This is a genomic window from Tatumella sp. JGM118, assembly GCF_018257515.1.
Lineage (GTDB): Bacteria > Pseudomonadota > Gammaproteobacteria > Enterobacterales > Enterobacteriaceae > Tatumella > Tatumella terrea.
On the sequence record NZ_JAERJR010000001.1, the window covers coordinates 337,279 to 359,071 of the forward strand.

22 protein-coding genes are annotated in these 21,793 nt (G+C 54.2%); 7 read left to right on the top strand and 15 right to left on the bottom strand.

The genetic code is table 11. From position 1 onward, the window contains the following. Positions 1 to 53: 53 nt before the first annotated feature. Both gloA and JK223_RS01565 read right to left on the bottom strand, forming a co-directional pair. The gene (gloA, locus tag JK223_RS01560) at positions 54 to 461 is read right to left on the bottom strand and encodes a lactoylglutathione lyase (protein WP_212712453.1); all 408 of its coding nucleotides are present in this window, start codon (positions 459 to 461) and stop codon (positions 54 to 56) included. A 95-nt stretch (positions 462 to 556) separates the two neighbouring features. Then, the gene (locus JK223_RS01565) at positions 557 to 1,663 is read right to left on the bottom strand and encodes an alkene reductase (RefSeq protein WP_212712454.1); all 1,107 of its coding nucleotides are present in this window, start codon (positions 1,661 to 1,663) and stop codon (positions 557 to 559) included. A 268-nt stretch (positions 1,664 to 1,931) separates the two neighbouring features. On the opposite strand from JK223_RS01565, the gene JK223_RS01570 reads away from it, so the two are divergent. After that, entirely contained in the window at positions 1,932 to 2,171 is a 240-nt protein-coding gene (locus JK223_RS01570) for a DUF1289 domain-containing protein (RefSeq protein WP_212712455.1), read from the top strand. Here the strand turns inward: JK223_RS01570 and JK223_RS01575 are convergent. From JK223_RS01575 to JK223_RS01585, 3 genes are read right to left on the bottom strand one after another with little or no spacing between them, the layout of a single operon-like run. Continuing rightward, the gene (locus JK223_RS01575; protein ID WP_212712456.1) at positions 2,160 to 4,199 is read right to left on the bottom strand and encodes an FUSC family protein; all 2,040 of its coding nucleotides are present in this window, start codon (positions 4,197 to 4,199) and stop codon (positions 2,160 to 2,162) included. The genes JK223_RS01570 and JK223_RS01575 overlap by 12 nt on opposite strands. Before the next feature lie 2 nt (positions 4,200 to 4,201). Beyond that, complete coding sequence (locus tag JK223_RS01580; RefSeq protein WP_212712457.1) at positions 4,202 to 5,056, bottom strand: HlyD family secretion protein; 855 nt, start codon at positions 5,054 to 5,056, stop codon at positions 4,202 to 4,204. A 6-nt stretch (positions 5,057 to 5,062) separates the two neighbouring features. Further along, positions 5,063 to 5,299, bottom strand: coding sequence for a DUF1656 domain-containing protein (locus JK223_RS01585; RefSeq protein WP_212712458.1), 237 nt, complete (start codon positions 5,297 to 5,299; stop codon positions 5,063 to 5,065). A gap of 147 nt (positions 5,300 to 5,446) precedes the next feature. Between JK223_RS01585 and slyA the strand changes: the two genes are divergently transcribed. After that, positions 5,447 to 5,884, top strand: coding sequence for a transcriptional regulator SlyA (gene slyA, locus JK223_RS01590; RefSeq protein ID WP_212712459.1), 438 nt, complete (start codon positions 5,447 to 5,449; stop codon positions 5,882 to 5,884). Between the two features lie 166 nt (positions 5,885 to 6,050). Here slyA and JK223_RS01595 read toward each other — a convergent pair whose 3' ends face one another. Further along, positions 6,051 to 6,518, bottom strand: a complete 468-nt coding sequence (locus tag JK223_RS01595) for a glycine zipper 2TM domain-containing protein (protein ID WP_212712460.1) — start codon at positions 6,516 to 6,518, stop codon at positions 6,051 to 6,053. Between the two features lie 261 nt (positions 6,519 to 6,779). Here JK223_RS01595 and anmK point away from each other — a divergent pair, with 261 nt between their 5' ends. The 4 genes from anmK to pdxY all read left to right on the top strand — a co-directional run bounded on the left by anmK (position 6,780) and on the right by pdxY (position 10,989). Beyond that, positions 6,780 to 7,922: an anhydro-N-acetylmuramic acid kinase gene (gene anmK, locus JK223_RS01600; RefSeq protein ID WP_212712461.1), complete on the top strand. Its 1,143-nt coding sequence runs from the start codon at positions 6,780 to 6,782 to the stop codon at positions 7,920 to 7,922. A 66-nt stretch (positions 7,923 to 7,988) separates the two neighbouring features. Next, on the top strand, positions 7,989 to 8,648 hold the full coding sequence (gene pdxH / locus JK223_RS01605) for a pyridoxamine 5'-phosphate oxidase (protein WP_212712462.1): 660 nt from the start codon (positions 7,989 to 7,991) through the stop codon (positions 8,646 to 8,648). 134 nt (positions 8,649 to 8,782) lie between these two features. After that, the gene (gene tyrS / locus JK223_RS01610; protein WP_212712463.1) at positions 8,783 to 10,057 is read left to right on the top strand and encodes a tyrosine--tRNA ligase; all 1,275 of its coding nucleotides are present in this window, start codon (positions 8,783 to 8,785) and stop codon (positions 10,055 to 10,057) included. Between the two features lie 68 nt (positions 10,058 to 10,125). Then, a complete protein-coding gene (pdxY, locus tag JK223_RS01615) occupies positions 10,126 to 10,989 on the top strand; it encodes a pyridoxal kinase PdxY (RefSeq protein WP_212712464.1) in 864 nt (287 codons plus the stop codon). Between the two features lie 125 nt (positions 10,990 to 11,114). Here pdxY and JK223_RS01620 read toward each other — a convergent pair whose 3' ends face one another. Beyond that, complete coding sequence (locus JK223_RS01620) at positions 11,115 to 11,873, bottom strand: SDR family NAD(P)-dependent oxidoreductase (protein ID WP_212712465.1); 759 nt, start codon at positions 11,871 to 11,873, stop codon at positions 11,115 to 11,117. A gap of 116 nt (positions 11,874 to 11,989) precedes the next feature. On the opposite strand from JK223_RS01620, the gene JK223_RS01625 reads away from it, so the two are divergent. Beyond that, positions 11,990 to 12,889 (top strand): LysR family transcriptional regulator, encoded by a 900-nt coding sequence (locus tag JK223_RS01625; RefSeq protein ID WP_212712466.1) that lies wholly within the window; start codon positions 11,990 to 11,992, stop codon positions 12,887 to 12,889. Between the two features lie 597 nt (positions 12,890 to 13,486). Here the strand turns inward: JK223_RS01625 and dtpA are convergent. From dtpA to rsxA, 8 genes are all read right to left on the bottom strand, one after another. After that, positions 13,487 to 14,950 carry a dipeptide/tripeptide permease DtpA gene (gene dtpA / locus JK223_RS01630; protein WP_212712467.1) on the bottom strand — a complete coding sequence of 488 codons (1,464 nt, stop codon included), beginning with the start codon at positions 14,948 to 14,950 and terminating at the stop codon, positions 13,487 to 13,489. Between the two features lie 559 nt (positions 14,951 to 15,509). Beyond that, complete coding sequence (nth, locus tag JK223_RS01635; RefSeq protein ID WP_212712468.1) at positions 15,510 to 16,142, bottom strand: endonuclease III; 633 nt, start codon at positions 16,140 to 16,142, stop codon at positions 15,510 to 15,512. Continuing rightward, the gene (locus tag JK223_RS01640) at positions 16,142 to 16,864 is read right to left on the bottom strand and encodes an electron transport complex subunit E (protein WP_212712469.1); all 723 of its coding nucleotides are present in this window, start codon (positions 16,862 to 16,864) and stop codon (positions 16,142 to 16,144) included. Before JK223_RS01640 ends, nth begins: the two co-directional genes overlap by 1 nt. After that, the gene (gene rsxG / locus JK223_RS01645) at positions 16,861 to 17,490 is read right to left on the bottom strand and encodes an electron transport complex subunit RsxG (RefSeq protein WP_212712470.1); all 630 of its coding nucleotides are present in this window, start codon (positions 17,488 to 17,490) and stop codon (positions 16,861 to 16,863) included. Before rsxG ends, JK223_RS01640 begins: the two co-directional genes overlap by 4 nt. A 3-nt stretch (positions 17,491 to 17,493) precedes the next feature. Further along, positions 17,494 to 18,552 carry an electron transport complex subunit RsxD gene (rsxD, locus tag JK223_RS01650; protein WP_212712471.1) on the bottom strand — a complete coding sequence of 353 codons (1,059 nt, stop codon included), beginning with the start codon at positions 18,550 to 18,552 and terminating at the stop codon, positions 17,494 to 17,496. Next, positions 18,553 to 20,586 (bottom strand): electron transport complex subunit RsxC, encoded by a 2,034-nt coding sequence (rsxC, locus tag JK223_RS01655; RefSeq protein WP_212712472.1) that lies wholly within the window; start codon positions 20,584 to 20,586, stop codon positions 18,553 to 18,555. After that, positions 20,579 to 21,157, bottom strand: a complete 579-nt coding sequence (gene rsxB / locus JK223_RS01660; protein ID WP_212712473.1) for an electron transport complex subunit RsxB — start codon at positions 21,155 to 21,157, stop codon at positions 20,579 to 20,581. Before rsxB ends, rsxC begins: the two co-directional genes overlap by 8 nt. Then, on the bottom strand, positions 21,157 to 21,738 hold the full coding sequence (gene rsxA / locus JK223_RS01665) for an electron transport complex subunit RsxA (RefSeq protein WP_025901956.1): 582 nt from the start codon (positions 21,736 to 21,738) through the stop codon (positions 21,157 to 21,159). The genes rsxB and rsxA overlap by 1 nt, the downstream gene beginning before the upstream one ends. Between the last annotated feature and the right edge of the window lie 55 nt (positions 21,739 to 21,793).

Genomic DNA, 21,793 nt, shown 5'->3' on the forward strand with positions numbered 1-21,793 from the left:
AGTGGCATACAGGCTTTGCCAGCAAGGCCCGCCGTCAGAAGGCGGGCCGGTGATCAGTGTCCCAGCCCCTGACCGGCATGTTTATTCTCAATCAGCTCAATTTTGTAGCCATCCGGGTCTTCGACAAAGGCGATCACGGTGGTTCCGCCTTTCACCGGGCCGGCTTCCCGCGTGACATTGCCACCGCTCTGACGAATGCTTTCGCAGGTTGCGGCAACATCATCCACCCCCAGCGCGATATGACCATAGGCGTTGCCGTGGTCATAGCTTTCAACCCCCCAGTTATAGGTCAGTTCGATGACGGCCCCATCGCTTTCGTCGGTGTAGCCCACGAAGGCCAGGGAATATTTATATTCCGTATTCTCGCTCTGACGCAGCAGTTTCATGCCTAAAACACGGGTGTAAAAATCGAGCGAGCGTTGCAGATCGCCGACTCGCAGCATGGTATGAAGTAAACGCATATCATCCTCTTAGCAATTAAAAAGGGCCAGCAGGACATCATGCTGGCCGGTCAGTCATTGTAATCAGTGTAACAGGGAAACGGGTGGCGGTAATCTCAGTTCTGCCCGAGGAACGGGTAATCGGTGTATCCTTCCGCACCGCCGCCGTAGAAGCTTTCCGGACGCTGCGGGTTCAGCGGCGCGTCGGTTTCCAGACGCAGCACTAAGTCCGGGTTAGCGATATAATTCCGGCCAAAGGCCACGGCATCGATCAGGCCACGGCCGATTAAGTCTTCGGCTTTCTCTTTCGTATACCCCCCGGCACCGATGATAACGCCCGGGAAGATCTCACGGACTTTTTTGCGGAATTCGTCACGGTACGAGTCGCCACCGGTCCAGTCCGGTTCAGAGAAGTGCAGGTACGCAATCTTTCTGGCCGCCAGTTCTCTGATCACCGTCAGGGCATCTTCTTCTTCATCCGGCCCGTTGGTCAGCCCCTGGAAGGTCCCGACCGGGGAGAGACGGACAGCAATATGTTCCGGACCGCGAACCGCGATTGCCGCATCGACCACTTCCAGTAATAAGCGGGCACGGTTTTCGACGCTGCCACCGTACTTATCGGTACGGATATTGGACTCCGGTGATAAAAACTCATGCAGCAGATAACCATGCGCACCATGAATTTCTACCAGGTTAAAGCCGGCCGTTTCAGAGTTCACGACCGCCTGGCGGAAATCGTCAATCACCTGCCGGATTTCCGCCTGGGTCATCTCCCGGGGCAGGGTCGTCTCTTCACGATAAACGTTACCGGCGGCATCTTTCAGTGTGGTCCGGGTATGAGACGGCAGCGCCGAAGGCGCCAGCGGCGCCTGACCGCCCGGCTGAAGGGAGGCATGCGAGATACGCCCGGTGTGCCAGAGCTGGACGGCAATATGACCGCCGGCCTGGTGAACGGCCCGGGTGATCTCACTCCAGGCGGAGATCTGCTCCGGCGTATGCAGCCCGGGGGCACCGGCATAGCCTTTAGACTGGAAAGAGATCTGAGTGGCTTCTGTAATGATCAGGCCGGCCGTCGCCCGTTGCTGATAATATTCCTTCATCAGTGGGGTCGGAATGTCGCCGGGTTCGATACTGCGTAAGCGCGTTAATGGCGCCATAAAGATCCGGTTAGGGACAGTCATGCTGCCAAGGGTAAGCGGCTTGAAAAGAACGCTGTCAGTCATAAGGTATCTCCGGAGGATCGTGGGGTATCGTCTTACTGTCATAGCAGGCAAGAGATAAAGTTTATTTTTCAGTCACCTCAGCAAGAGTAAATAGCGCTCAGCAGACTGACAAGGGCGCTCACGGAGGAACGCACAAACAGACAACCCTCCGCTATACTCACTGATAAGCTTGCTATCAGCGTAGTGCAAAAAAACCACCCCTGTTTTATCTTTAGGGTATCCGCAGACAATGGGGCTGCAGGCCCGTTACCTGTCAGGGAGAACCCCGATGGCTGAACAACTGGAATTTTTCCCTGTGCCGAGTCCGTGCCGCGGTCTCTGTCAGGCGGACAACCGCGGCTATTGTGTGGGCTGCCTGCGCAGCAGAGAAGAGCGTTTCGGGTGGATGTCATTCACCGATACGCAGAAACGCACGGTCATCCGTTTGTGCCAGCAACGCCGTCTGCGCTGGCATAAAGCACCGTCAGTCCCGGCAGAGGAAGACCCGGAGCAACCATCACTGTTCTGACCCCTGCGCAGGCGGTCCGGACAATGGTGGCTCCGGTACGCCCTGCTGAAGCTGGGCCAGTGAACACTGTAATCGCCAGAGGATACCGGCCAGTTCACGGGCTTCTTCGTTATCCTGCGTCTGTAGCGCCAGCAGGGTGTGCTGCAGTTCGTCCAGGGTAGTCTCCAGCGCGTTATGCCTGACACCGCGCAGACTCATGACCTGTTGTAACGACTGAAAAGAGTTATCCCGCAGGGCCATTAATGCCGGATTCTGCGGCGTCCAGCTGCGCAGATACCAGACGATGTGCGAGCAATTCAGTAGTACCACGCCCCAGCGTAACAGCCAGAGTTTCGCCTGCTGATTTTTGCTGCTCTTCAACTGACTCACCAGGTGGTAAACCCGGGATTCAAAATCATGTTCTTTCAGGGTCGGGTGGCGGCGTAACTGATCCAGGAAGGCCAGCCTGAGCGCGCGGATATGGCGGCGGCTTTTACGGTCATCGGAGCTGGGCTGCAGGATCTGAAAGGCCAGCCAGGCAAGCAATACGCCACAGACCTTGGCGACATTGGCATTCAGAAAATCGGCATAGTCCCACTCCGGCGGGTTGGTGACCGATATAAACGACCCCAGAAAAACGATGGATTGTCCCCAGAAGGCGGCATTGGCCGGTTGCTGAAGTTTCAGTAACTGAGCGGTGATAAGCATCGGGAAAAGAAACAGCAAAAATTGCCAGAGTGCGGTCAACTGGATCATCAGACCGAATTTCATTACCAGGCTAAGGCAGCAGAGAAACAGCAGCGTTTTCAGCAAACCGAAGATGGTACCTCCCGGAGACGGGGAGGAGGAATAAAGAACACAGGCGATGGCCGTTAATGTCAGCGCCTCTGAACCGGACTCCCAGTGACTGTTGATCCAGAAGGTTCCCCCCGCAATGATTGCCACAAAGGTACGCAAGGCACTCAGTGCGGCTTCGGTACTGTCATTTTCGCGTGCCAGAGAAGGGACCGCCGGGGGCTGAAAGCGTGTATCGGCGTCGGCGACTTCTATCAGGCGGATCCAGCGGTTAATATCCAGATATAACCAGCAAAAATAGCGCAGCCGTTCGCAGACGGCACGCTGACGGAAATCGGCCGGATTTTCGGCGACCATCCGCCGCAGGATCATGGCTATCGCATATTTATCACCGCCGGGCCTGGACAGTTCCGTTAAAATATCCTGTATGCCTTGGTAGAGCGTTTCGGGCGCCTCCGGCCAGTTGAGCAGCATGCGCCGTAACCCCGACAGCACACTGGTCATCCGTAATTGCTGATGAAGAATATAGTTCAGTACATTATTTTGCCGCCGGAAGCGATAATGGCTCCAGAATGCCTGTACCCGTAACAAATTCATGGTCAGAATTTGTGAAATAACCTGTTCATGCGCAGTATGGGCCAGGGTTGTACTATTGCGGGAGAGCAGCGTCACCGCATGCAGGTAGATGTCCTGATGCATTTTGTGCAGCGACAGCATCAGATTATCGCCATCGGACGTACTGGGCAGGATCATCATCATCAGACCGGCACAGAGTATCCCGGTGATCACCTCACATACCCTGGCCTGAGCAATGTCCCAGACCTGGTTCACCTCGGTGACATTAACCGTGCTGAAGGCAATAATGGCCGCGGTATAGCCGGACAGGCAGAACGCATAGGCCACATTGTTCTGATAATGGCTGGAAATCCAGGTACAGAACGCCAGCCACGCCGCGATAGTAAAGGTGAAAAGCCAGGGGTCATTCAGGGTGTGGCCGGCAATCATTAATGCGACGGTGGCACCGATCAGGCTGCCACAGATCCGGCCCAGACTTTTACTGATTGCACCGCCGACGGTCGGGAAGCTGACCACCGCGGCGGAGGTCATCGCCCAGTAGGGTTGATCCAGATCCAGGGTATAAGCAAAGATAAGCGCCAGACACATCGCCAGGCTGTTACGCAGGGCGTAACGCCACTGCGGGCCGGTGGCACAAATCCACGGCAGCCGCTGCCATGACAGCCAGTTAAGATTCATCTTCAGTCACTGATCACAATCGTACAGGTGGTGCCGGCAACCAGCAGAAGATCCTGCGGCAAAGCATCCAGCTTAATTCTGACCGGCACACGCTGTGCCAGCCGGACCCAGGGAACGGTGGGTTTGATATTCGCCACCAGACCGTCATCCACTACGTTCTGATCATAAATGGCACGTCCGATACTCAGTACGCTGCCTTTAAGGGTCGTCCCGGTACTGTAAAGAATGATTTTTGCCGGGGCGCCGGCACGGATATGCCGGAGTTTGGTTTCTTCAAAATACCCCATCACGTACCAGGAATGGCTATCCAGCATGGCAAACAGGGGAGTGCCTTCACTGGCATAGTTACCGCTACGTAAGGTCAGGTTGGTGACCCAGCCATCTGCCGGTGCATAGATTCGGGTTTGTTGCAGATCCCAGCGCGCTTTATCCAGCGAGGCGGCGGCCGCTTTGACGGTGGCCTGCATGGCATCGGCGGTCTGCCGGGCAATGTCCAGGTCCTCGGCGGAAATAATGTTCCGCGGCAGGCTGGCCCTGCGTTCTGCTTCATGTCGCGCTTTCGTCAGGTCGGCCTGACTCTTAGCCAGTTCTGCCGCCGCATTATCGATGGCAATCTGAAACGGAACGGTATCCAGAGTTACCAGCAATTCCCCTTGATGAACGTACTGGTTATCACTGACCGCCACCGAAACAATCCGTCCGGAGACTTCCGGGGTAATATTCACCCGTTCCGCATGCACTTTTCCGTCACGCGTCCAGGGAGACTGCATATAGTAGTTCCACATCCACCAGCCGGCGATCAGTGCAACAGCAAAGACAAATAACGTCGAAAAGTACTTCAGAAGATTCACTTTCATCGAAAATTATCTCAGGTTAAGTAACCCAAAGGAGGAAACGACACACAATATAAATACGGAAAGATCCATCAGCGTCGGATGCCAGAAACGCCCGGAATAAATACGCGTTCTGATTAACGGATGGATGACCAGCCATAGAAAAAAGCCAGACAATACCGATTTAAACATCGGCGGAAAAAAAAGCGAGTCTCCGAACACCAGTTCAGTGAGTGCGGTTAACGGAGGAGGGCTGGTCCAAATCATTGTGGCTTATCCTCTGAGACAGATATCGGAAATAAAAACCTGGCAAAAAAGGCGCTTTTCATCAGACATTTGTATTTGCTCCTTAAAAAACGCAAAATAGTGTAAGAAAGACGACATTGCTTAGCAAGCTAATTATAAGGAGCTTATATGGAATCTTCGTTGGGCACTGATCTGGCGAGACTGGTTCGTATGTGGCGTGCAGTGATTGATAACAGACTGAAACCTCTTGGTCTGACGCAGACACTGTGGGTCACTTTGCACAATATTCATCAGTTACCGCCGGACCAGTCACAAATCCAGTTGGCCAAAGCGATTGGTATTGAACAACCGTCCCTGGTCAGAACACTGGATCAGCTGGAACAAAAAGGCCTTATCAGCCGGACTCCCTGTGCAGATGATCGCCGGGCAAAACGTATTACTCTGACAGAAGAAGCCGCCCCGGTCATCGAACAACTGGAAAGGGTCATCAACCGCAGCCGCGAAGATATCCTGAGCGGAATATCCGCCGAAGAAATCGATCTGATGGTCAATGTAATCGCCAGACTGGAAAAAAACATTGTCGAACTGCAAGGAAAAGAGGGGTAGTGCGGCCTGTTTCGTCGCCACGCGATTTTCCCCGGCCCCTGCGATAAGGTAAAAAAAACCCGTCATCAGGACGGGTTAGTAAAAAAAGGGGCTGGCGGCGGTAGCCTCAACATGCCGTCTGACTCGCCGGTCTATCCCGGTGAAGCCGACGGCAGCAGACGCGTGCTTAGCGTGGTGAAACGGTCACCTGGCTGCCGTTAGAGACTAAAGCAACACGCATCCCGGCAGAGTAACGACTGGCAGCCTGTTTCTGAACCACCATAATAGTGTTGCCGTCATCTTTACGGATTTCCAGTTCCACCCCGTTGGACTCATTCAGGTTACTCTGAACCCCCTGACCGGCCAGTCCGCCGAGGACTGCACCGCCAGCGGTCGCCAGGCTACGGCCTGCGCCACCACCGATAGTGTTACCGAGGAAGCCCCCGATGACTGCACCACCAATTGCGCCCAGCATACTGTCGTTATCGCCCCCCTGAATTTTAACAGGGCGGACAGAAACCAGTGTCCCGTAGGTAACGCTCTGGACCTGTTTAGCTTCGCTGGCGCTATAAACATCCCCGGAAAGCGAGTTATCATTTACGCATCCGGTCAGGACACAGGCGGCTACCGCTAAAGTCGTTAAACGTTTAATCATCAGAAACTCCTTTCAAAAATCAGCGCGATAAGCGCACCCTTTATAACGTTGTTTCTCCAGTATAAAGCAAATTGTGCATACCGAAGTGATTTTTGCAAACTCACAATGCGGCATTTTAAGACCGGCCGGATAAACAATAATTCAATCGACCGGCATTCCTTTACGATAAATTGATCGATGATCACCATTTTATTCATAGTATTAGCCGTGAAGATTTGCAAGACTGAGGGCTGGTCTGTGGAGCCGTGAGTTGAGGTTAAGATGAAATCGGGACGTTATATCGGAGTCATGTCGGGAACCAGCCTGGATGGTGTGGATGTGGTGCTGGCGGCGATCGATGAGCATATTGTCGCCCGGCAGGCGAGTTATTGTCACCCGATGCCGCTGGAGATCCGGCAGATGATCCTGGATGTCTGCCAGGGTCAGCCCGTGACACTGTCACAATTAGGGCGCCTGGATACCCGCCTCGGCCGGTTGTTCAGCGAAGCGATTGAAACGCTGATGCAACGGGAATCCCTGAGTGCTGAAGATATTGTCGGTATCGGCTGTCACGGACAAACGGTCTGGCATGAACCGGAAGGGGAAGCGCCTTTCAGCATGCAACTGGGGGATAATAATCAGATTGTGGCCCGTACCGGCGTCACGGTAGTCGGCGACTTCCGCCGGCGTGATATGGCGATAGGCGGTCAGGGCGCACCGCTGGTGCCTGCCTTTCACCGCGCAGTGCTTATGCACCCGCTGGAACGGCGCGTGGTCCTCAATATTGGCGGTATTGCGAATATCTCTCTGCTGTTTCCCGGCCAGAATATCCGCGGTTATGACACCGGGCCTGGCAATATCCTGATGGATGCCTGGATCTGGCAACAGCGTCAGCAGCGGTTCGACAAAGACGGTCAGTGGGCAGGTCAGGGGAACGTCGTTCCGGTATTGCTGAAACAGATGCTGGATGACCCGTGGTTTGCCTTACCGGCCCCGAAAAGTACCGGCCGTGAATATTTTAATTTGTCCTGGATCGAAAAGCAGCTACAGCGCTTTCCGGGGCTCGATGCCGGTGATATTCAGGCCACGCTATTGGAACTGACGGCCATGACTATCGTCCGGCAGATACAATTAAGTGGTCACTGTGACCGGTTACTGGTGTGCGGTGGAGGCAGCCATAACCGCTTACTGATGCAGCGAATTTCCGCACTGATGCCCGGTACCGACGTGGGTAAAACGGATGATGCGGGGATCAGCAGTGACGATATGGAAGGGCTGGCCTTTGCCTGGCTGGCGTTCCGTACACTCTCCGGATTACCCGGCAATCTGCCTGCCGTCACCGGGGCGCGTGATTTCACCACCCTGGGGGCCATCTTCCCGGCCTATGCCCCTGCGGGAGGGAGTGCCGTGCCGGGGAAAAGATAAAAGGGGACAGTGCTGCCGCCTGCAGCAACACTGTCGGTGATGAAGTGCTTTGATGAGTTAGAAACAATGACTATCCAACAGGAATCTTTAAACAATATCGCTGATCTGCGACGTGAATACACCCGTGGTGGCCTCAGACGCAAGGATTTACCCGAAGCGCCGATGACCCTGTTCACCCAATGGCTCAGCCAGGCCTGTGAAGCGCAACTGCCGGACCCGACGGCCATGTGTGTGGCAACCGTCGACGAGCAGGGACAGCCGTATCAGCGGATTGTCTTACTGAAAGAGTACGACGATAACAGCATGATTTTCTATACCAATCTCGGTAGCCGTAAGGCGCAACACCTGAGCCGGAACCCGAAAATCTCCTTACACTTTCCCTGGCATATGCTGGAACGTCAGGTGATGGTACTGGGTGAGGCCGAAAAACTGAGCGCCAAAGAGGTGATAAAGTATTTTCACAGCCGCCCGCGTGACAGCCAGATTGGGGCCTGGGTCTCCCGACAATCCAGCCGTATCTCCGCCCGTGGGGTACTTGAAGGCAAGTTCCTGGAAATCAGCCAGAAATTTATGCGAGGTGAAGTCCCGCTGCCCGATTTCTGGGGGGGATACCGTGTCCGTTTTCATACCATGGAGTTCTGGCAGGGCGGTGCAAAACGTCTGCACGACCGCTTCATCTATCAGAAAACGGATGACTGCTGGAAAATTGATCGCCTGGCCCCCTGATTTGGTAAAATAAGCTGTTTCAATACTGGAACAGTTCGCCGCACCGTTTTATTCTATGCACCTGATTTTTTTCCGCGACTGCGCGGAAAGCTGCGTTGCAGCAAAGGTGCAGTCTGTTCAATTTGGAGTCGTTGATGACCAGCAGTAACCTGATACAACAATTACAGGAAAGGGGCCTGATCGCCCAGGTAACGGACGAACAAGCGTTATCAGAGCGACTGGCACAAGGGCCGATCGCGCTGTATTGCGGCTTTGATCCTACCGCCGATAGCTTACATCTGGGCCATCTGGTACCGTTACTTTGCCTGAAACGTTTTCAGGATGCTGGCCACACCCCGGTGGCATTAGTCGGCGGCGCAACGGGACTTATCGGTGACCCGAGTTTTAAAGCCAGTGAGCGTAAGCTGAATACCGCCGACACGGTGGGCGAGTGGGTGGAGAAAATCCGTCAGCAGGTTGCGCCATTTCTGAATTTCGATTGCGGTGACAACAGTGCCATCGCCGCGAATAACTACGACTGGTTTGGCAGCATGAATGTGCTGACCTTCCTGCGGGATATCGGTAAGCATTTCTCCGTTAATCAGATGATTAACAAAGAAGCGGTGAAACAGCGTCTGAACCGTGATGACCAGGGGATCTCTTTCACGGAATTCTCTTACAATCTGCTGCAGGGATATGATTTTGCCTGTCTGAACGAGCGCCACGGCGTCAGTCTGCAGATCGGGGGATCTGACCAGTGGGGCAACATTACTTCGGGTATCGATCTGACCCGCAGACTGCATCAGAATCAGGTGTTCGGCCTGACGGTTCCACTGATCACTAAATCGGATGGCACCAAATTCGGTAAAACCGAAGGTGGTGCGGTCTGGCTGGACGCGAAGAAAACCAGTCCGTACAAATTTTACCAGTTCTGGATCAACACAGCGGATGCCGATGTTTATCGTTTCCTGAAATTCTTCACCTTTATGAGCATTGACGAGATCAATGCCCTGCAGGCAGAAGATGAGCAAAGCGGCAAAGCCCCCCGTGCACAGTATGTGCTGGCGGAACAGGTTACCCGTCTGGTTCACGGTGAAGAAGGCCTGAGTGCCGCAAAACGGATTACCGCGAGTCTGTTCGCCGGGACCCTGAGCGACCTCAGCGAGGCGGATTTGGCCCAGCTGGCTCAGGACGGTATGCCTGCGATCACCCTGTCACAGGGCGATGACCTGCAACAGGCGCTGGTAACCGCTGAGCTGGTCCCTTCCCGTGGCCAGGCCCGGACGCTGATTTCCTCTAATGCGGTGGCGATCAACGGCCAGAAGCAAGCGGATGCGGAGTATCGTTTCAGTGAGGACGACAAACTGTTCGGTCGTTATACCGTCCTGCGTCGTGGTAAAAAACATTACTGCCTGATCAACTGGCAATAACACGTTTATGATAAAGGCCGGTTTCCGGCCTTTTTTACATTTCCAATAAGATAAGACGTCATCGGCTAATGAAAAATATTCTTGCAATACAATCACATGTTGTCTACGGTCATGCGGGAAATGCGGCCGCTGAGTTTCCGATGCGCAGGATGGGCGCCAATGTCTGGCCGTTAAATACGGTACAGTTTTCCAACCATACACAATACGGTCACTGGACGGGAACGGTGATGCCGGCCGCACATCTGACCGACATTGTGAAGGGTATTGCAGAAATTGATCGCCTGAAAACCTGTGATGCCGTGCTGAGTGGTTACCTCGGTTCGGCTGAACAGGGCGAAAAGATCCTGGAAATTGTCCGGGAAGTCAAAGCAGCCAACCCCGGAGCCTGGTATTTTTGTGATCCGGTCATGGGCCACCCTGAAAAAGGATGTATCGTCGCGCCGGGTGTCGCCGAATTCCACTGCCGCTATGCACTGCCTGCCAGCGATATTATCGCGCCGAATCTGCTGGAGCTGGAGATGCTCAGTGAGCGTCAGTTACACACCATCGATGAGTGTATCGAAGCCTGCCGCGAACTGATTTCCCGCGGACCCCGTGTGGTGCTGGTGAAACACTTATCCCGTGCCGGACGTCGCAGTGATCAGTTCGAAATGCTGCTGGTAACCGCCGGTGAAGCCTGGCACATCCAGCGTCCGCTGGTGGACTTTGGTGTGCGTCAGCCGGTCGGTGTCGGTGACCTGACCAGCGGACTATTGCTGGTGGATTTATTGCAGGGCAAATCCTTACCGGAAGCCCTGGAACATGTTACGGCAGCGGTCTACGAAGTAATGCTCAAAACGCATCAGATGGGCGAATACGAATTGCAGCTGGTCGCCGCGCAGGATCAGATTGCCCGCCCTGAACAGCATTTCCCGGCGGAAAAAATCAGTTAACTCAGTTAACAGAGACCGCCGGTCAGTCCGGCCGGCGGTCGTTTCATGCCCGTTCTTTCTCAAACCCTGGCATCGCTATCCTGAATAAGAGTGTCCGGTTTGCTTACCGGTGAGTAGCGACCCCGTCAGAGTGCTAACCCTCCTGAAACTTCAATCCGTTGTGCGTTAATCCAGTGACTCTCATCGCTCAGCACCATGGCAATAGCATCGCCAATATCATCAGGTAAGCCGACGCGTCCCAGCGCGGTTTGTGAAGCGATAGCCGCATTGACCTGCTGATTATCCCGGGTCCGTCCGCCACCAAAATCAGTTTCCACCGCCCCCGGGGCCAGCACATTCACCCTGATACGACGTTCACCCAGCTCTTTGGCCTGATAACGGGTGAGGACTTCCATGGCACCTTTGACCGCCGCATAAGTGGCAGACCCCGGGAAGGTGACGCGCGTCAGGCCGCTGGAAATATTAAGAATACGGCCTCCGTCACGGAGTAAGGGCAGTAATTTCTGAGTGAGAAAATACGGACCTTTCAGGTGGACATTGACCAGCGCATCAAAGTCTTCTTCGCGGGTTTCAGTAAATAACTGGTAGTGACCATGTCCTGCATTATTGATCAGGATATCAAAATCCTGACGTTGCCAGACCTCCTGTAACACCTGGCGAAGTTGCTCAGCAAAAAGCTCAAACTGTGCGGTTACTCCCACATCCAGGGGTAAGGCGACGGCATTTACGCCAAGATCGCGGATCTCTCTGACCACGGCCCCGGCTTCTTCGGCGTGGGAGCGATAGGTCAGAATAATTCCGACGCCACGGGCGGCCAATTTCAGCGCGCCGTTTTTACCCAGACCACGGTTGCCCCCGGTAATGACTGCAATGCTGTTTTTCATCGTTTCTCTCCGGCAATAAACTGGCTAACGGAATTCATCATATTGAACACCAGTGATGTGATAAAGTCGCTAAAACAGATATCACTGTTTCAATATGAATAACAATTGGCGGGGTTATGGATAAAATACAGGCAATGCAGGTATTTGTCCGCGTTGCGGAAACCAACAGCTTCACGGCAGCTTCGGACAGCCTGGGGATGCCGAAGGGCAGTGTCTCCAGACAGATACAGGCACTGGAAAAAAATACCGGCACCCGTTTATTGCAGCGCACGACACGGCGTGTCCGTCTGACGCGTGACGGGGAACTCTATTATCACCGCTGCCTTGAACTGCTGGGTATGCTGGAGGATATGGATACCCTGTTCCGCCAGGAGCCGTCCACGCTTAACGGGACGGTCAGGGCGGATATGTCGGTCGCGATGGCGACCGGATTCGTGCTTCCCCGGTTACCGGAATTTCTGCAACAGTACCCTGAATTATGTGTGGAACTGAGCAGCAGCGACAGCCAGGCTGACCTGATCCGTGACGGACTTGACTGTGTGGTCAGGGTGGGAGAACTGGCCGATTCCGGCATGATGGTACGTCATATCGGGTATCACCGGATGATTAACTGCGCCAGCCCCGGGTATCTTGCCCGTTTCGGGCTGCCTCTGTCACCGCAAGCGTTATCACAGCATGCCATGGTTCATTACACACAGTATCTTGGGAAACCTGGCTCAGGATTTGAATATTTTGACGGCAAAAAAAGCCACTATTTCCCGGTGCCTGGCGCACTGACTGTCAACAGTACAGAAACCTACCGGGCGGCCTGTCTTGCCGGTCTGGGGATCATTCAGGTGCCGGCAAGAAGTGTCAGCGTATTGCTGGCTCAGGGCGTATTGCAGGAAGTGCTTGCAGACTATCCGGCCAGACCCATGCCGGTGTCCCTGCTATATCCTTATCGCAGGAATGTTCCTCCACGGGTACGGGTATTTATGGACTGGCTGAGCGGGATTTTACAGGAATACACTGACTGACTGACTGACTGGTGCACGGACCACGGCACGCAGAAAATACGGCTTCGGTATCATTGTCAGGCCAATGTCAGGGAAAATGGCAGGGTGAACGCTAAACAGGGTCTGCGCAAAACACCGGGACGACTTCCGGGCAACGGCCAGAGAGTGCATTGACAGACGCGGGCAGAAATTAACGCTAAACAGGGTCTGCGCAAAACACCGGTACGGCTTCCGGGCAAAGGTCAGAAAGTGCATCGACAGAGAAGGGTGAATGCTAAACAGGGTCTGCGCAAAACACCGTTATAACTCCCCGGTAATGACCAGAGAGTGCATTGACAGAGAAGGGCAGAGATTAACACTTACCTCCACGGCCACCGCTCAGACTCCTGTCGTTCGATCGCAGGTTTGCGGACCCGCACGGGGCATGACCAAATACATCGCTGCTGGACCTCTCAGCGGCATCAGTTTATTGCCGGCTAACCCCCCGACCAGGTCAGCATAGACCGGACAAGCTCCGGGAGCCCCCCAGGGCAAACCGCCGCAAAATAATTCCCGGGGCACCGGATAAAAAAAAAGCCAGTCAGCAATGCTGACTGGCCTGGCAGAGCCCCGACGAACTTAGTCGCGGATCATTTTATTCAGCAGTGGTGCTGAAATCAGCATCACGACCGCAATCACTAAGGTACAAACCCCGATCTCTTTGAAGACATGGCTGTAGACACTCAGAGACATCAGCGGGTCGGTGACATTATCAGGTACTGCCATCAGGCCGGCCACTTTACCGGAAATTACTGCGGCGCAGGCAGTGGTCAGGAACCATGAGCCCATGATGAAGCCCATCAGACGCTGAGGAACCAGCTGTGCGACCATCGCCAGACCCAGACCGGAGATCATCAGCTCACCGACGCTCTGCAGTGCGTAGCTCAGGATCAGCCAGTTTACAGAAACAATCCCTTGCTGACTGGCATACTGCGCACCCAGCGGCAGCACCAGGAAGGCAGCGGAACACAGGAACATACCGATTGCGAATTTCAGCGGCATCGGCAGGCTGTTACCCAGCTTGTTGTAAGCCGCCGCCAGCAGCGGGCTGGCAACCATGATCCAGAACGGGTTCAGCGCCTGGAACTGCTCCGGCTCAAAATGGATCCCCAGGATTTCATGCTGAACGTTACGGATAGCAAAGAAGTTCAGTGAAGTTGGCATCTGCATATACAGCACAAAGAAGACAATCGCTTCCAGCATCATGATAAATGCAACGATCATTTTGCGGCGCGCCGCACCTTTCAGTGAGAAGGTCTCTTTAGCAAAGACCAGCAGAATACCGATAGCGATCACCAGCAGTGCCAAACGGGCAACGCTCTGGTGATGCAGCAGCATAGTGGCGATAGCAACCAGTACTACCACGCTGACCAGGGTCGCGATCAGCTTTCCGAAATGCAGCGGCGCAAAATCCGGTGCAGAACCATAGTTCTTCACCAGAGACTTCATGCTCAGGAAGTTAATCAGGGTGATCGCCAGTCCGACAACCGACAGAGAGAACGCAACGCTCCAGCCGTATTTCGTGGCCAGCCACGGTGTCAGCATCATTGAGAACAGTGAACCGATGTTAATGGACATATAGAACATCGTGAATGCACCGTCGAGACGGGAATCACCTTTCTCATAGCAGGTGGACAGCAGAGAAGACGGGTTCGCTTTAAACAGTCCGCTACCGACCGCAATGGTTGCCATTCCGACATAAACCATACTGACGTTATGGCCGGAGAAGGTAATGAAGGCATAGCCCAGAGCCAGCACAATCACCCCGAGGGTAATCACGCGTTTGGTGCCGAGGACTTTATCTCCCAGCCAGCCACCAATAGCCACCATGCCGTACACCATCGCACTGAACGATGAGAACAGGGTAATGGAATCAGCTTCGGACATGCCCAGTTGTTTGACCAGGTACACGGCCAGAATAGCCTGTAGCCCGTAAAATCCGAAACGTTCCCAGAGTTCGATGGAGAAGATCAGGTAGAACGCTTTCGGTTGCCTGAATGCGTTCAGGCTGACGGATTCATTATGTTTGTTTGCAGCAGACACTTTAACCTCGGTGTGTGTTAACCCTGTTTAACGTCAGGAATTAAGTGCTTTTCATGCGTAACTTTTCACATGATTTTGTTATGTATTGAGAAACTTGCGTTAGAAAGTGACAATAAAAGCAGGCAGAGCAGGAGCATGATGAAATAGCATACAGACTACGTTGCGTAGATTTTAAAGTTGTTAACACAGTACTCAATGTTATTAAATATTGGAAAATGGCGAATTTTCCTAAAAGGAGAATAATAAATTCCCCCGCATAATGCAAAATAATGTTTCTCCGACGCAAAGCCCGCCTTCAGGCTGATAATCAGCATAAAGAAGTATCAAAACACTTAAGTGTAATATCAGATGCTATGTATCTCCTTAAATCCGGATTATATTTCTGTTCTTCTTTTCTCAAAAATGTGACCACAATGGCAGAAATATTTGTCAGCAAGAGCGGTTTTTTGCTGATAAAAAATAAGCGCAGGTGAATAAGCAGGTGAATAAGGTGAATAAAATGGGGGCGGGGGAGGATTTATCAGCCCTGATGGACACAGGGCTGATTCTGATCGGCGGGCTATTCGGTTTTTTCGCGGTACTCACATAAGTCCTCAATAATGCAGGACCCACAGCGCGGTTTACGGGCAATACAGGTATAGCGACCGTGCAATATCAGCCAGTGGTGGCAATCCACTTTAAATTCAGCAGGAACGACTTTCAGCAGCCTGGCTTCCACCTGGTCGACATTTTTACCGGGGGCAAACCCGGTGCGGTTGGACACACGGAAAATATGCGTATCCACCGCGATGGTTGGCCAGCCGAAAGCGGTATTCAGCACCACATTGGCGGTTTTACGCCCGACACCTGGCAGCGCTTCCAGCGCCTCACGGTTTTCAGGCACCTGTCCCTGATGTTTTTCTGTCAGTATCTGGCAGGTTTTTATCACATTGGCCGCTTTAGTATTGAACAATCCGATGGTCTTAATGGCCTCCCGGACACCCTCCACACCCAGTTCCAGCATTTTCTGCGGGGTGGGGGCGGCGGCGAATAATCCGACGGTTGCCTTATTGACGCTGACATCGGTTGCCTGCGCAGAAAGTAATACCGCAATCAGCAATTCAAACGGGGAGGCAAAATTAAGTTCCGTTGTCGGATGGGGATTATTTTCCCGCAAGCGACTGAGTATCTGATAGCGTTTCTCTTTATTCACTACACTTTCCCTGCGGATACCTGTGCCGCCGTCACAGCCGGGCCAGTCACTGTACCTGCAGCCTGTTCGGCTTTACGCGCGGCACGCTCACGGGTGCGTTGATCGATCAGGTATTTTGCCGCCAGTAACATCCCCAGGCCGATAAACGCACCGGGAGGCAACATCGCCAGTAGCATCGGTGAATCGAAGTGAACCACCTGAACCCGTAACACTTTTGCCCACGGGCCAAGCAACTGGTCGGCACCATTAAAGATCGTACCGTTACCGATAATTTCCCGCAGTGAACCCAGCGTAACCATCGCACAGGTCGCCCCCATCCCGATGGAGAACCCGTCCAGTGCCGACAGGGCAACATTCGATTTTGACGCCACCGCTTCGGCACGACCGACCACAATACAGTTGGTCACAATCAACGGAATAAAAATTCCCAACGACTGATACAGGCTGTGGGCATAAGCACTGATCAGCATCTGTACGCAACTGACCACGGAGGCAATAATCATGACATAAATCGGAATACGGATTTCCGAAGGCATCCAGCGGCGCGATAATGAAATTGCACTGTTGGTGATGGTCAGTACCAGTGTGGTTGCCAGGCCCAGGCCGAGGGCATTGGTCGCTGTTGACGTTACCGCCAGTAACGGGCAGAGGCCCAGTAACTGCACCAGAGCCGAGTTATTTTTCCAGAGGCCTCCGACCAGTAGTTTTTTCGCTTCACTCATGGGTTTCCTCCACAGTCAGGCAGCGATGAAAGTTGGGATGGCAGGGTTTCAATATACAGGGTAGTGCGTTTTGTTGCATTCACCACCGCACGGGGTGTGATAGTCGCCCCGGTAAACTGGTCAAAATCCCCCCCGTCTTTTTTCACCGCAAAATGTTTATCATCCGCGCCGTGCAAAACCACCCCGGAGAAGTGGGTGATCCAGTCAGAAATACGCAGTTCAATTTTATCCCCCAGTCCCGGGGTTTCATGCTGTTCGGTCACCCTCACGCCCAGCACTTTACCCTGGAAATCGGCACCGACCAGCATCTGAATATTACCGGAATAACCATCGGGGGCGGTGGTTTCCAGTGCTACCGCGACGGGTTTTCCGTCTTTCCTGGCCAGATAGAGGTGGTGCGGGTCCATATTCCCCAGTGCCGGGTTACGGACGATATAGCACTCCTGCTGTAATTTATTGTTATACAGCGACGGAGGTACCACCTGGTCGAGCAACGTTTTCTGTTCCAGCGCCATCTGATGCTCAACAGTCGGCTTGGTCACCAGGTTAATGACTGCTGTCATCCCGGTAGTGACCGCAGCAAACACGGCCAGTGTGATGCCATTTTTACGGATAGTATCGAGCATCGGTTATTCCTTACGATGGCCATACACCCGTGGCTGAGTGTAATAATCAATTAACGGGACACAGATATTTGCCAGTAACACGGCGAATGCCACACCGTCAGGGTAACCGCCAAAGCTGCGGATAAGCCAGGTCAGTAAACCGATCAGCGCACCGTAAATCAGACGTCCTTTATCGGTTGTCGACGCCGAAATCGGGTCGGTGGCGATAAAGAAAGCACACAACATTGTGCCCCCGGAAAATAAGTGCATCATCGGTGAGGCGAGATGCCCCGGCGAGAACCACCAGCCGAGTGCGGCACAGAGAGCCAGCGAAGCCAGAAAACTGACCGGGATATGCCAGCGGATAGTCCGGTTTACCAGCATAAACAGGCCACCGGCCAGAAATGCCACGTTCACCCATTGCCAGCCCTGACCGGCCAGGATGCCTTTGAAGATAGGTTCAGACAGTAACTGCGCGGCAGTATGCCCGGCCCGCAGTCCGGTTTTGAAACCGTCCAGAGGAGTGGCCTGACTGATACCGTCAACCCCCAGTTGCAGGGCCTGCATCGACAGACCGCCGGTAGTGTGGGCGGTAAAAATCATACTCAGACAGTCTGTCAATCCTGGTCTGACCGACTGCAGTGTCTCGGGAGGGAGCCAGCTGGTCATCTGTACCGGGAATGAGATCAGTAGCACCACATAACCGACCATCGCCGGGTTAAACGGGTTCTGACCCAGTCCGCCGTACAGCTGTTTCGCGATAATAATAGCGAAGGTCGTGCCGATCACAATCAGCCACCAGGGGGCCAGCGGAGGTAAACTGACACCGAGCAGCAGGGCGGTGAGTAATGCCGAGTTATCACAAAGTACCGGCAACACCGGTTGACGGCGTAAACGCAGGACGAGGCCTTCCGCCACCCAGGCAGTGATGGCGGCCAGAGCGACCTGAATAAGGTTACCGTAGCCGAAGTAATACCACTGGGTCATCAGGCCCGGCACGGCAGCCAGCAGTACCAGCGTCATTATCCGGTTAGTGCTGCGTCGGTTATGGGTATACGGGGAACTTGCAATACGAAAAGCCATTTAATCCTCGGAGGTCGAATTCTGCAACACAGACGTCGCGGGCTGTTGATATTCGGAACCTGAGGTTCCGGCGACGGCCTGAGCGGCCTTTTTTGCTTTGGCACGGGCAATCGCGGCAGCGACGGCCGCTTTACGCGGGTCTTCCGCAGCGGTTTCGGCGTCCGGGGCAGTAGCGACCGGTTCACCGGCAGCATCCCCGCCCTGGGCGGCTTTTTTGGCTTTGGCCCGGGCAATCGCCGCAGCGACGGCCGCTTTTCGCGGGTCTTCCGCAGCGGTTTCGGCGTCCGGGGCAGTGACGACTGGTTCACCGGCAGCATCCGTGGTCTGAGCGGCTTTTTTCGCTTTGGCCCGGGCAATCGCCGCAGCGACGGCATCTTTACGGTCACCGGTATCTGTCCCGGTTGCGGCTTTTTCTGCCTGACGGGCACGGGCCTGCGCTTTACGGGCTTCACGTTGCGCAATGACGTCAGAATTATCCGGTGTAGCGCCTGCCTGAACCACGACATCACCTTCGGTCGTGGCAGATTTACTTTTCACTCTTTCCAGCGCCGCGGCGATTTGCTGTTGCTCACTGGCAGAAACACGACGTTTCGCTTCGGCATGACGGGCTTCACGGGCCTCTTTTTCCCGTTCCAGTCGTTGCTGACGGGCTTCGAAACGGGCCTTCGCTTCAGCGGTGCGCCGTGCTTCGAGATCAATCTCCAGCAACTCTGCTTTTTCCTGGCGATAATACTGTACCAGCGGAATGTTGCTCGGGCAGACATAGGCACAGGCACCGCACTCTATGCAATCATTCAGGTGATAAGCTCTGGCTTTGTCATGATCACCGCCCTGGCAATACCAGTACAGCTGTTGTGGCAGAAGGCCGGCAGGGCACGCATCGGCACAGGCACTGCAGCGGATGCAGGACTGTTCCTCTTCGTTATTACCCATTTCGGTAGCCGACGGGGCCAGCAGACAGTTAGTGATTTTCACCATCGGCACATCGAGAGAGGGCAGCGTAAAGCCCATCAGCGGCCCACCCATGATCACCATCTGCTTATTATCCGGGGTAAAGCCCGCAAATTGCAGAAGATGGCTGACCGGTGAACCGAGCCGGCCCCAGACGTTGCGTGGCTGGCTCAAGGCTTCGCCGGTCAGAGTCACGACACGTTCAGTCAGTGGCTCGCCATCGATTACCGCGCGTTTTACCGCATAGGCCGTTCCCACGTTCTGCATCAGCACACCGATATCAGCCGACCGTCCACCGTGCGGCACTTCACGCCCGGTAAGGATTTTGGTCAGCTGTTTTGCCCCCCCGGAGGGGTATTTGGTCGGAATAACGCGGATCTGTAAATCATTATCACTGCCCAGGGCGGCTTTCAGGCTGCGGATGGCTTCAGGTTTATTATCCTCAATGCCAATCAGTACCTGGTCAGCCTGCAGAATATGACGCAGGATGCGGCTACCGGTCAGCACGTCTGCCGCGTAGTCCTGCATCAGCCGATCATCGGCCGTAATATAGGGTTCGCACTCAGCCGCATTGATGATCAGCACCTTCACACCACTCAGGCCGCCTTTCAGTTTTGTGGCGGTCGGAAAGCCGGCTCCGCCTAATCCGGCGACACCGGCCGCATGAATGTGGCGAATGATCTCCTGCCGGTCCGCCTGCAGGTAGTTCGCAATGGGCTGACGATCGATCCAGCGATCTTCACCGTCAGGGCGGATAAATACCGAAGGCTCAGCCAGACCGGAAGGGTGGGCTGTCATATGGGGTGCAATGGCCGTGACCGTACCGGATGTCGGGGCATGTACCGGTAACATCCGCCCATGTCCGAAGGTCAGAGGTTGTCCGCGCAACACATGATCGCCGGGTTTAACCAGCAACTCACCTTCCTGACCGATATGTTGTTTCAGCGGAATGATAAATTGTGCCGGTAACGGGATTTCCGCTAACGGTGTACCGTTCGACTGGGTTTTCATCTCCGGCGGATGGATGCCCCCTTTGAAGTCCCAGATTTTATCGGCACGAAAACGAGAAAACAGATTAAGCATGATGTTCTACCGGAATAACACGGACAGGGATGGCGTTCAGATCCCATTTCCAGTTAGCAGTGGTGGTGGGAACCGGACGCATCTCGATACAGTCGGTGGGGCACGGGGCAACGCATAAGTCACACCCGGTGCAGAGGTCGGTCAGTACCGTATGCATGGCCCGTGTGGCTCCCACAATGGCATCGACCGGGCAGGCCTGAATACACTTGGTGCAGCCAATACAGTTACTTTCGTCAATCCAGGCAACCTTACGTTCAGGTGCTTTGGCTTCTTCTCCGCCATCCACCGGCTGAGGTTCAACGTTCAGTAACGCGGCCAGTTTGAGCATGGTCTGCTCTCCACCGGGAGCACACTTGTTAATCATCTCTCCCTGATTGCCGACCGCATCCGCATAAGGCCGGCAGCCGGGATAACCGCACTGACCACACTGACTCTGCGGCAGCAGTTCATCGATCTGTTCGACGATCGGGTCTTCTTCCACTTTAAAACGGCGTGAGGCATAACCCAGCAGAGCACCGAATACCAGACCTAAGATACTCAGCGAAATAATCGCAATCCAGATAGCACTCATCAGAACTTCACCAGCCCGCTGAAGCCCATAAAGGCCAGCGCCATCAGGCCGGCAGTGATCAGGGCAATAGAAGAACCTTTGAACGGTGCCGGCACATTCGCCAGTACCAGACGTTCACGGATACCGGCAAACAGGACCATCACCAGAGAGAAACCGAGCGAAGCGCTGAAACCATAAAGCGCGGCCTGCAGAAAGGTATGCTTCAGGTTGACACTCAGCAGAGGAACCCCCAGCACCGCACAGTTAGTGGTGATCAACGGCAGGAAGATCCCCAGCAGACGGTAGAGTGACGGGCTGGTCTTACGCACTACAATTTCCGTAAACTGGACGGTGACCGCAATCACCAGGATATACGCCATGGTACGCAGATAGACCAGGTCCAGCGGAACCAGGATAAGGTGATTCACCAGCCACGCACAAATGGAGGCCAGGGTAATAACAAATGTCGTCGCCAGTCCCATCCCGATGGCGGTTTCCAGTTTTTTGGAAACACCCATGAAGGGGCAGAGGCCGAGAAACTTCACCAGCACAAAGTTATTCACTAACACTGTGCCGATAAAGAGCAATAAATAATCAGTCATTGTCGTGCCATGGGGTTTTGAAAGGTGTGTATTATCAGGGATCAGGCTGGCTATA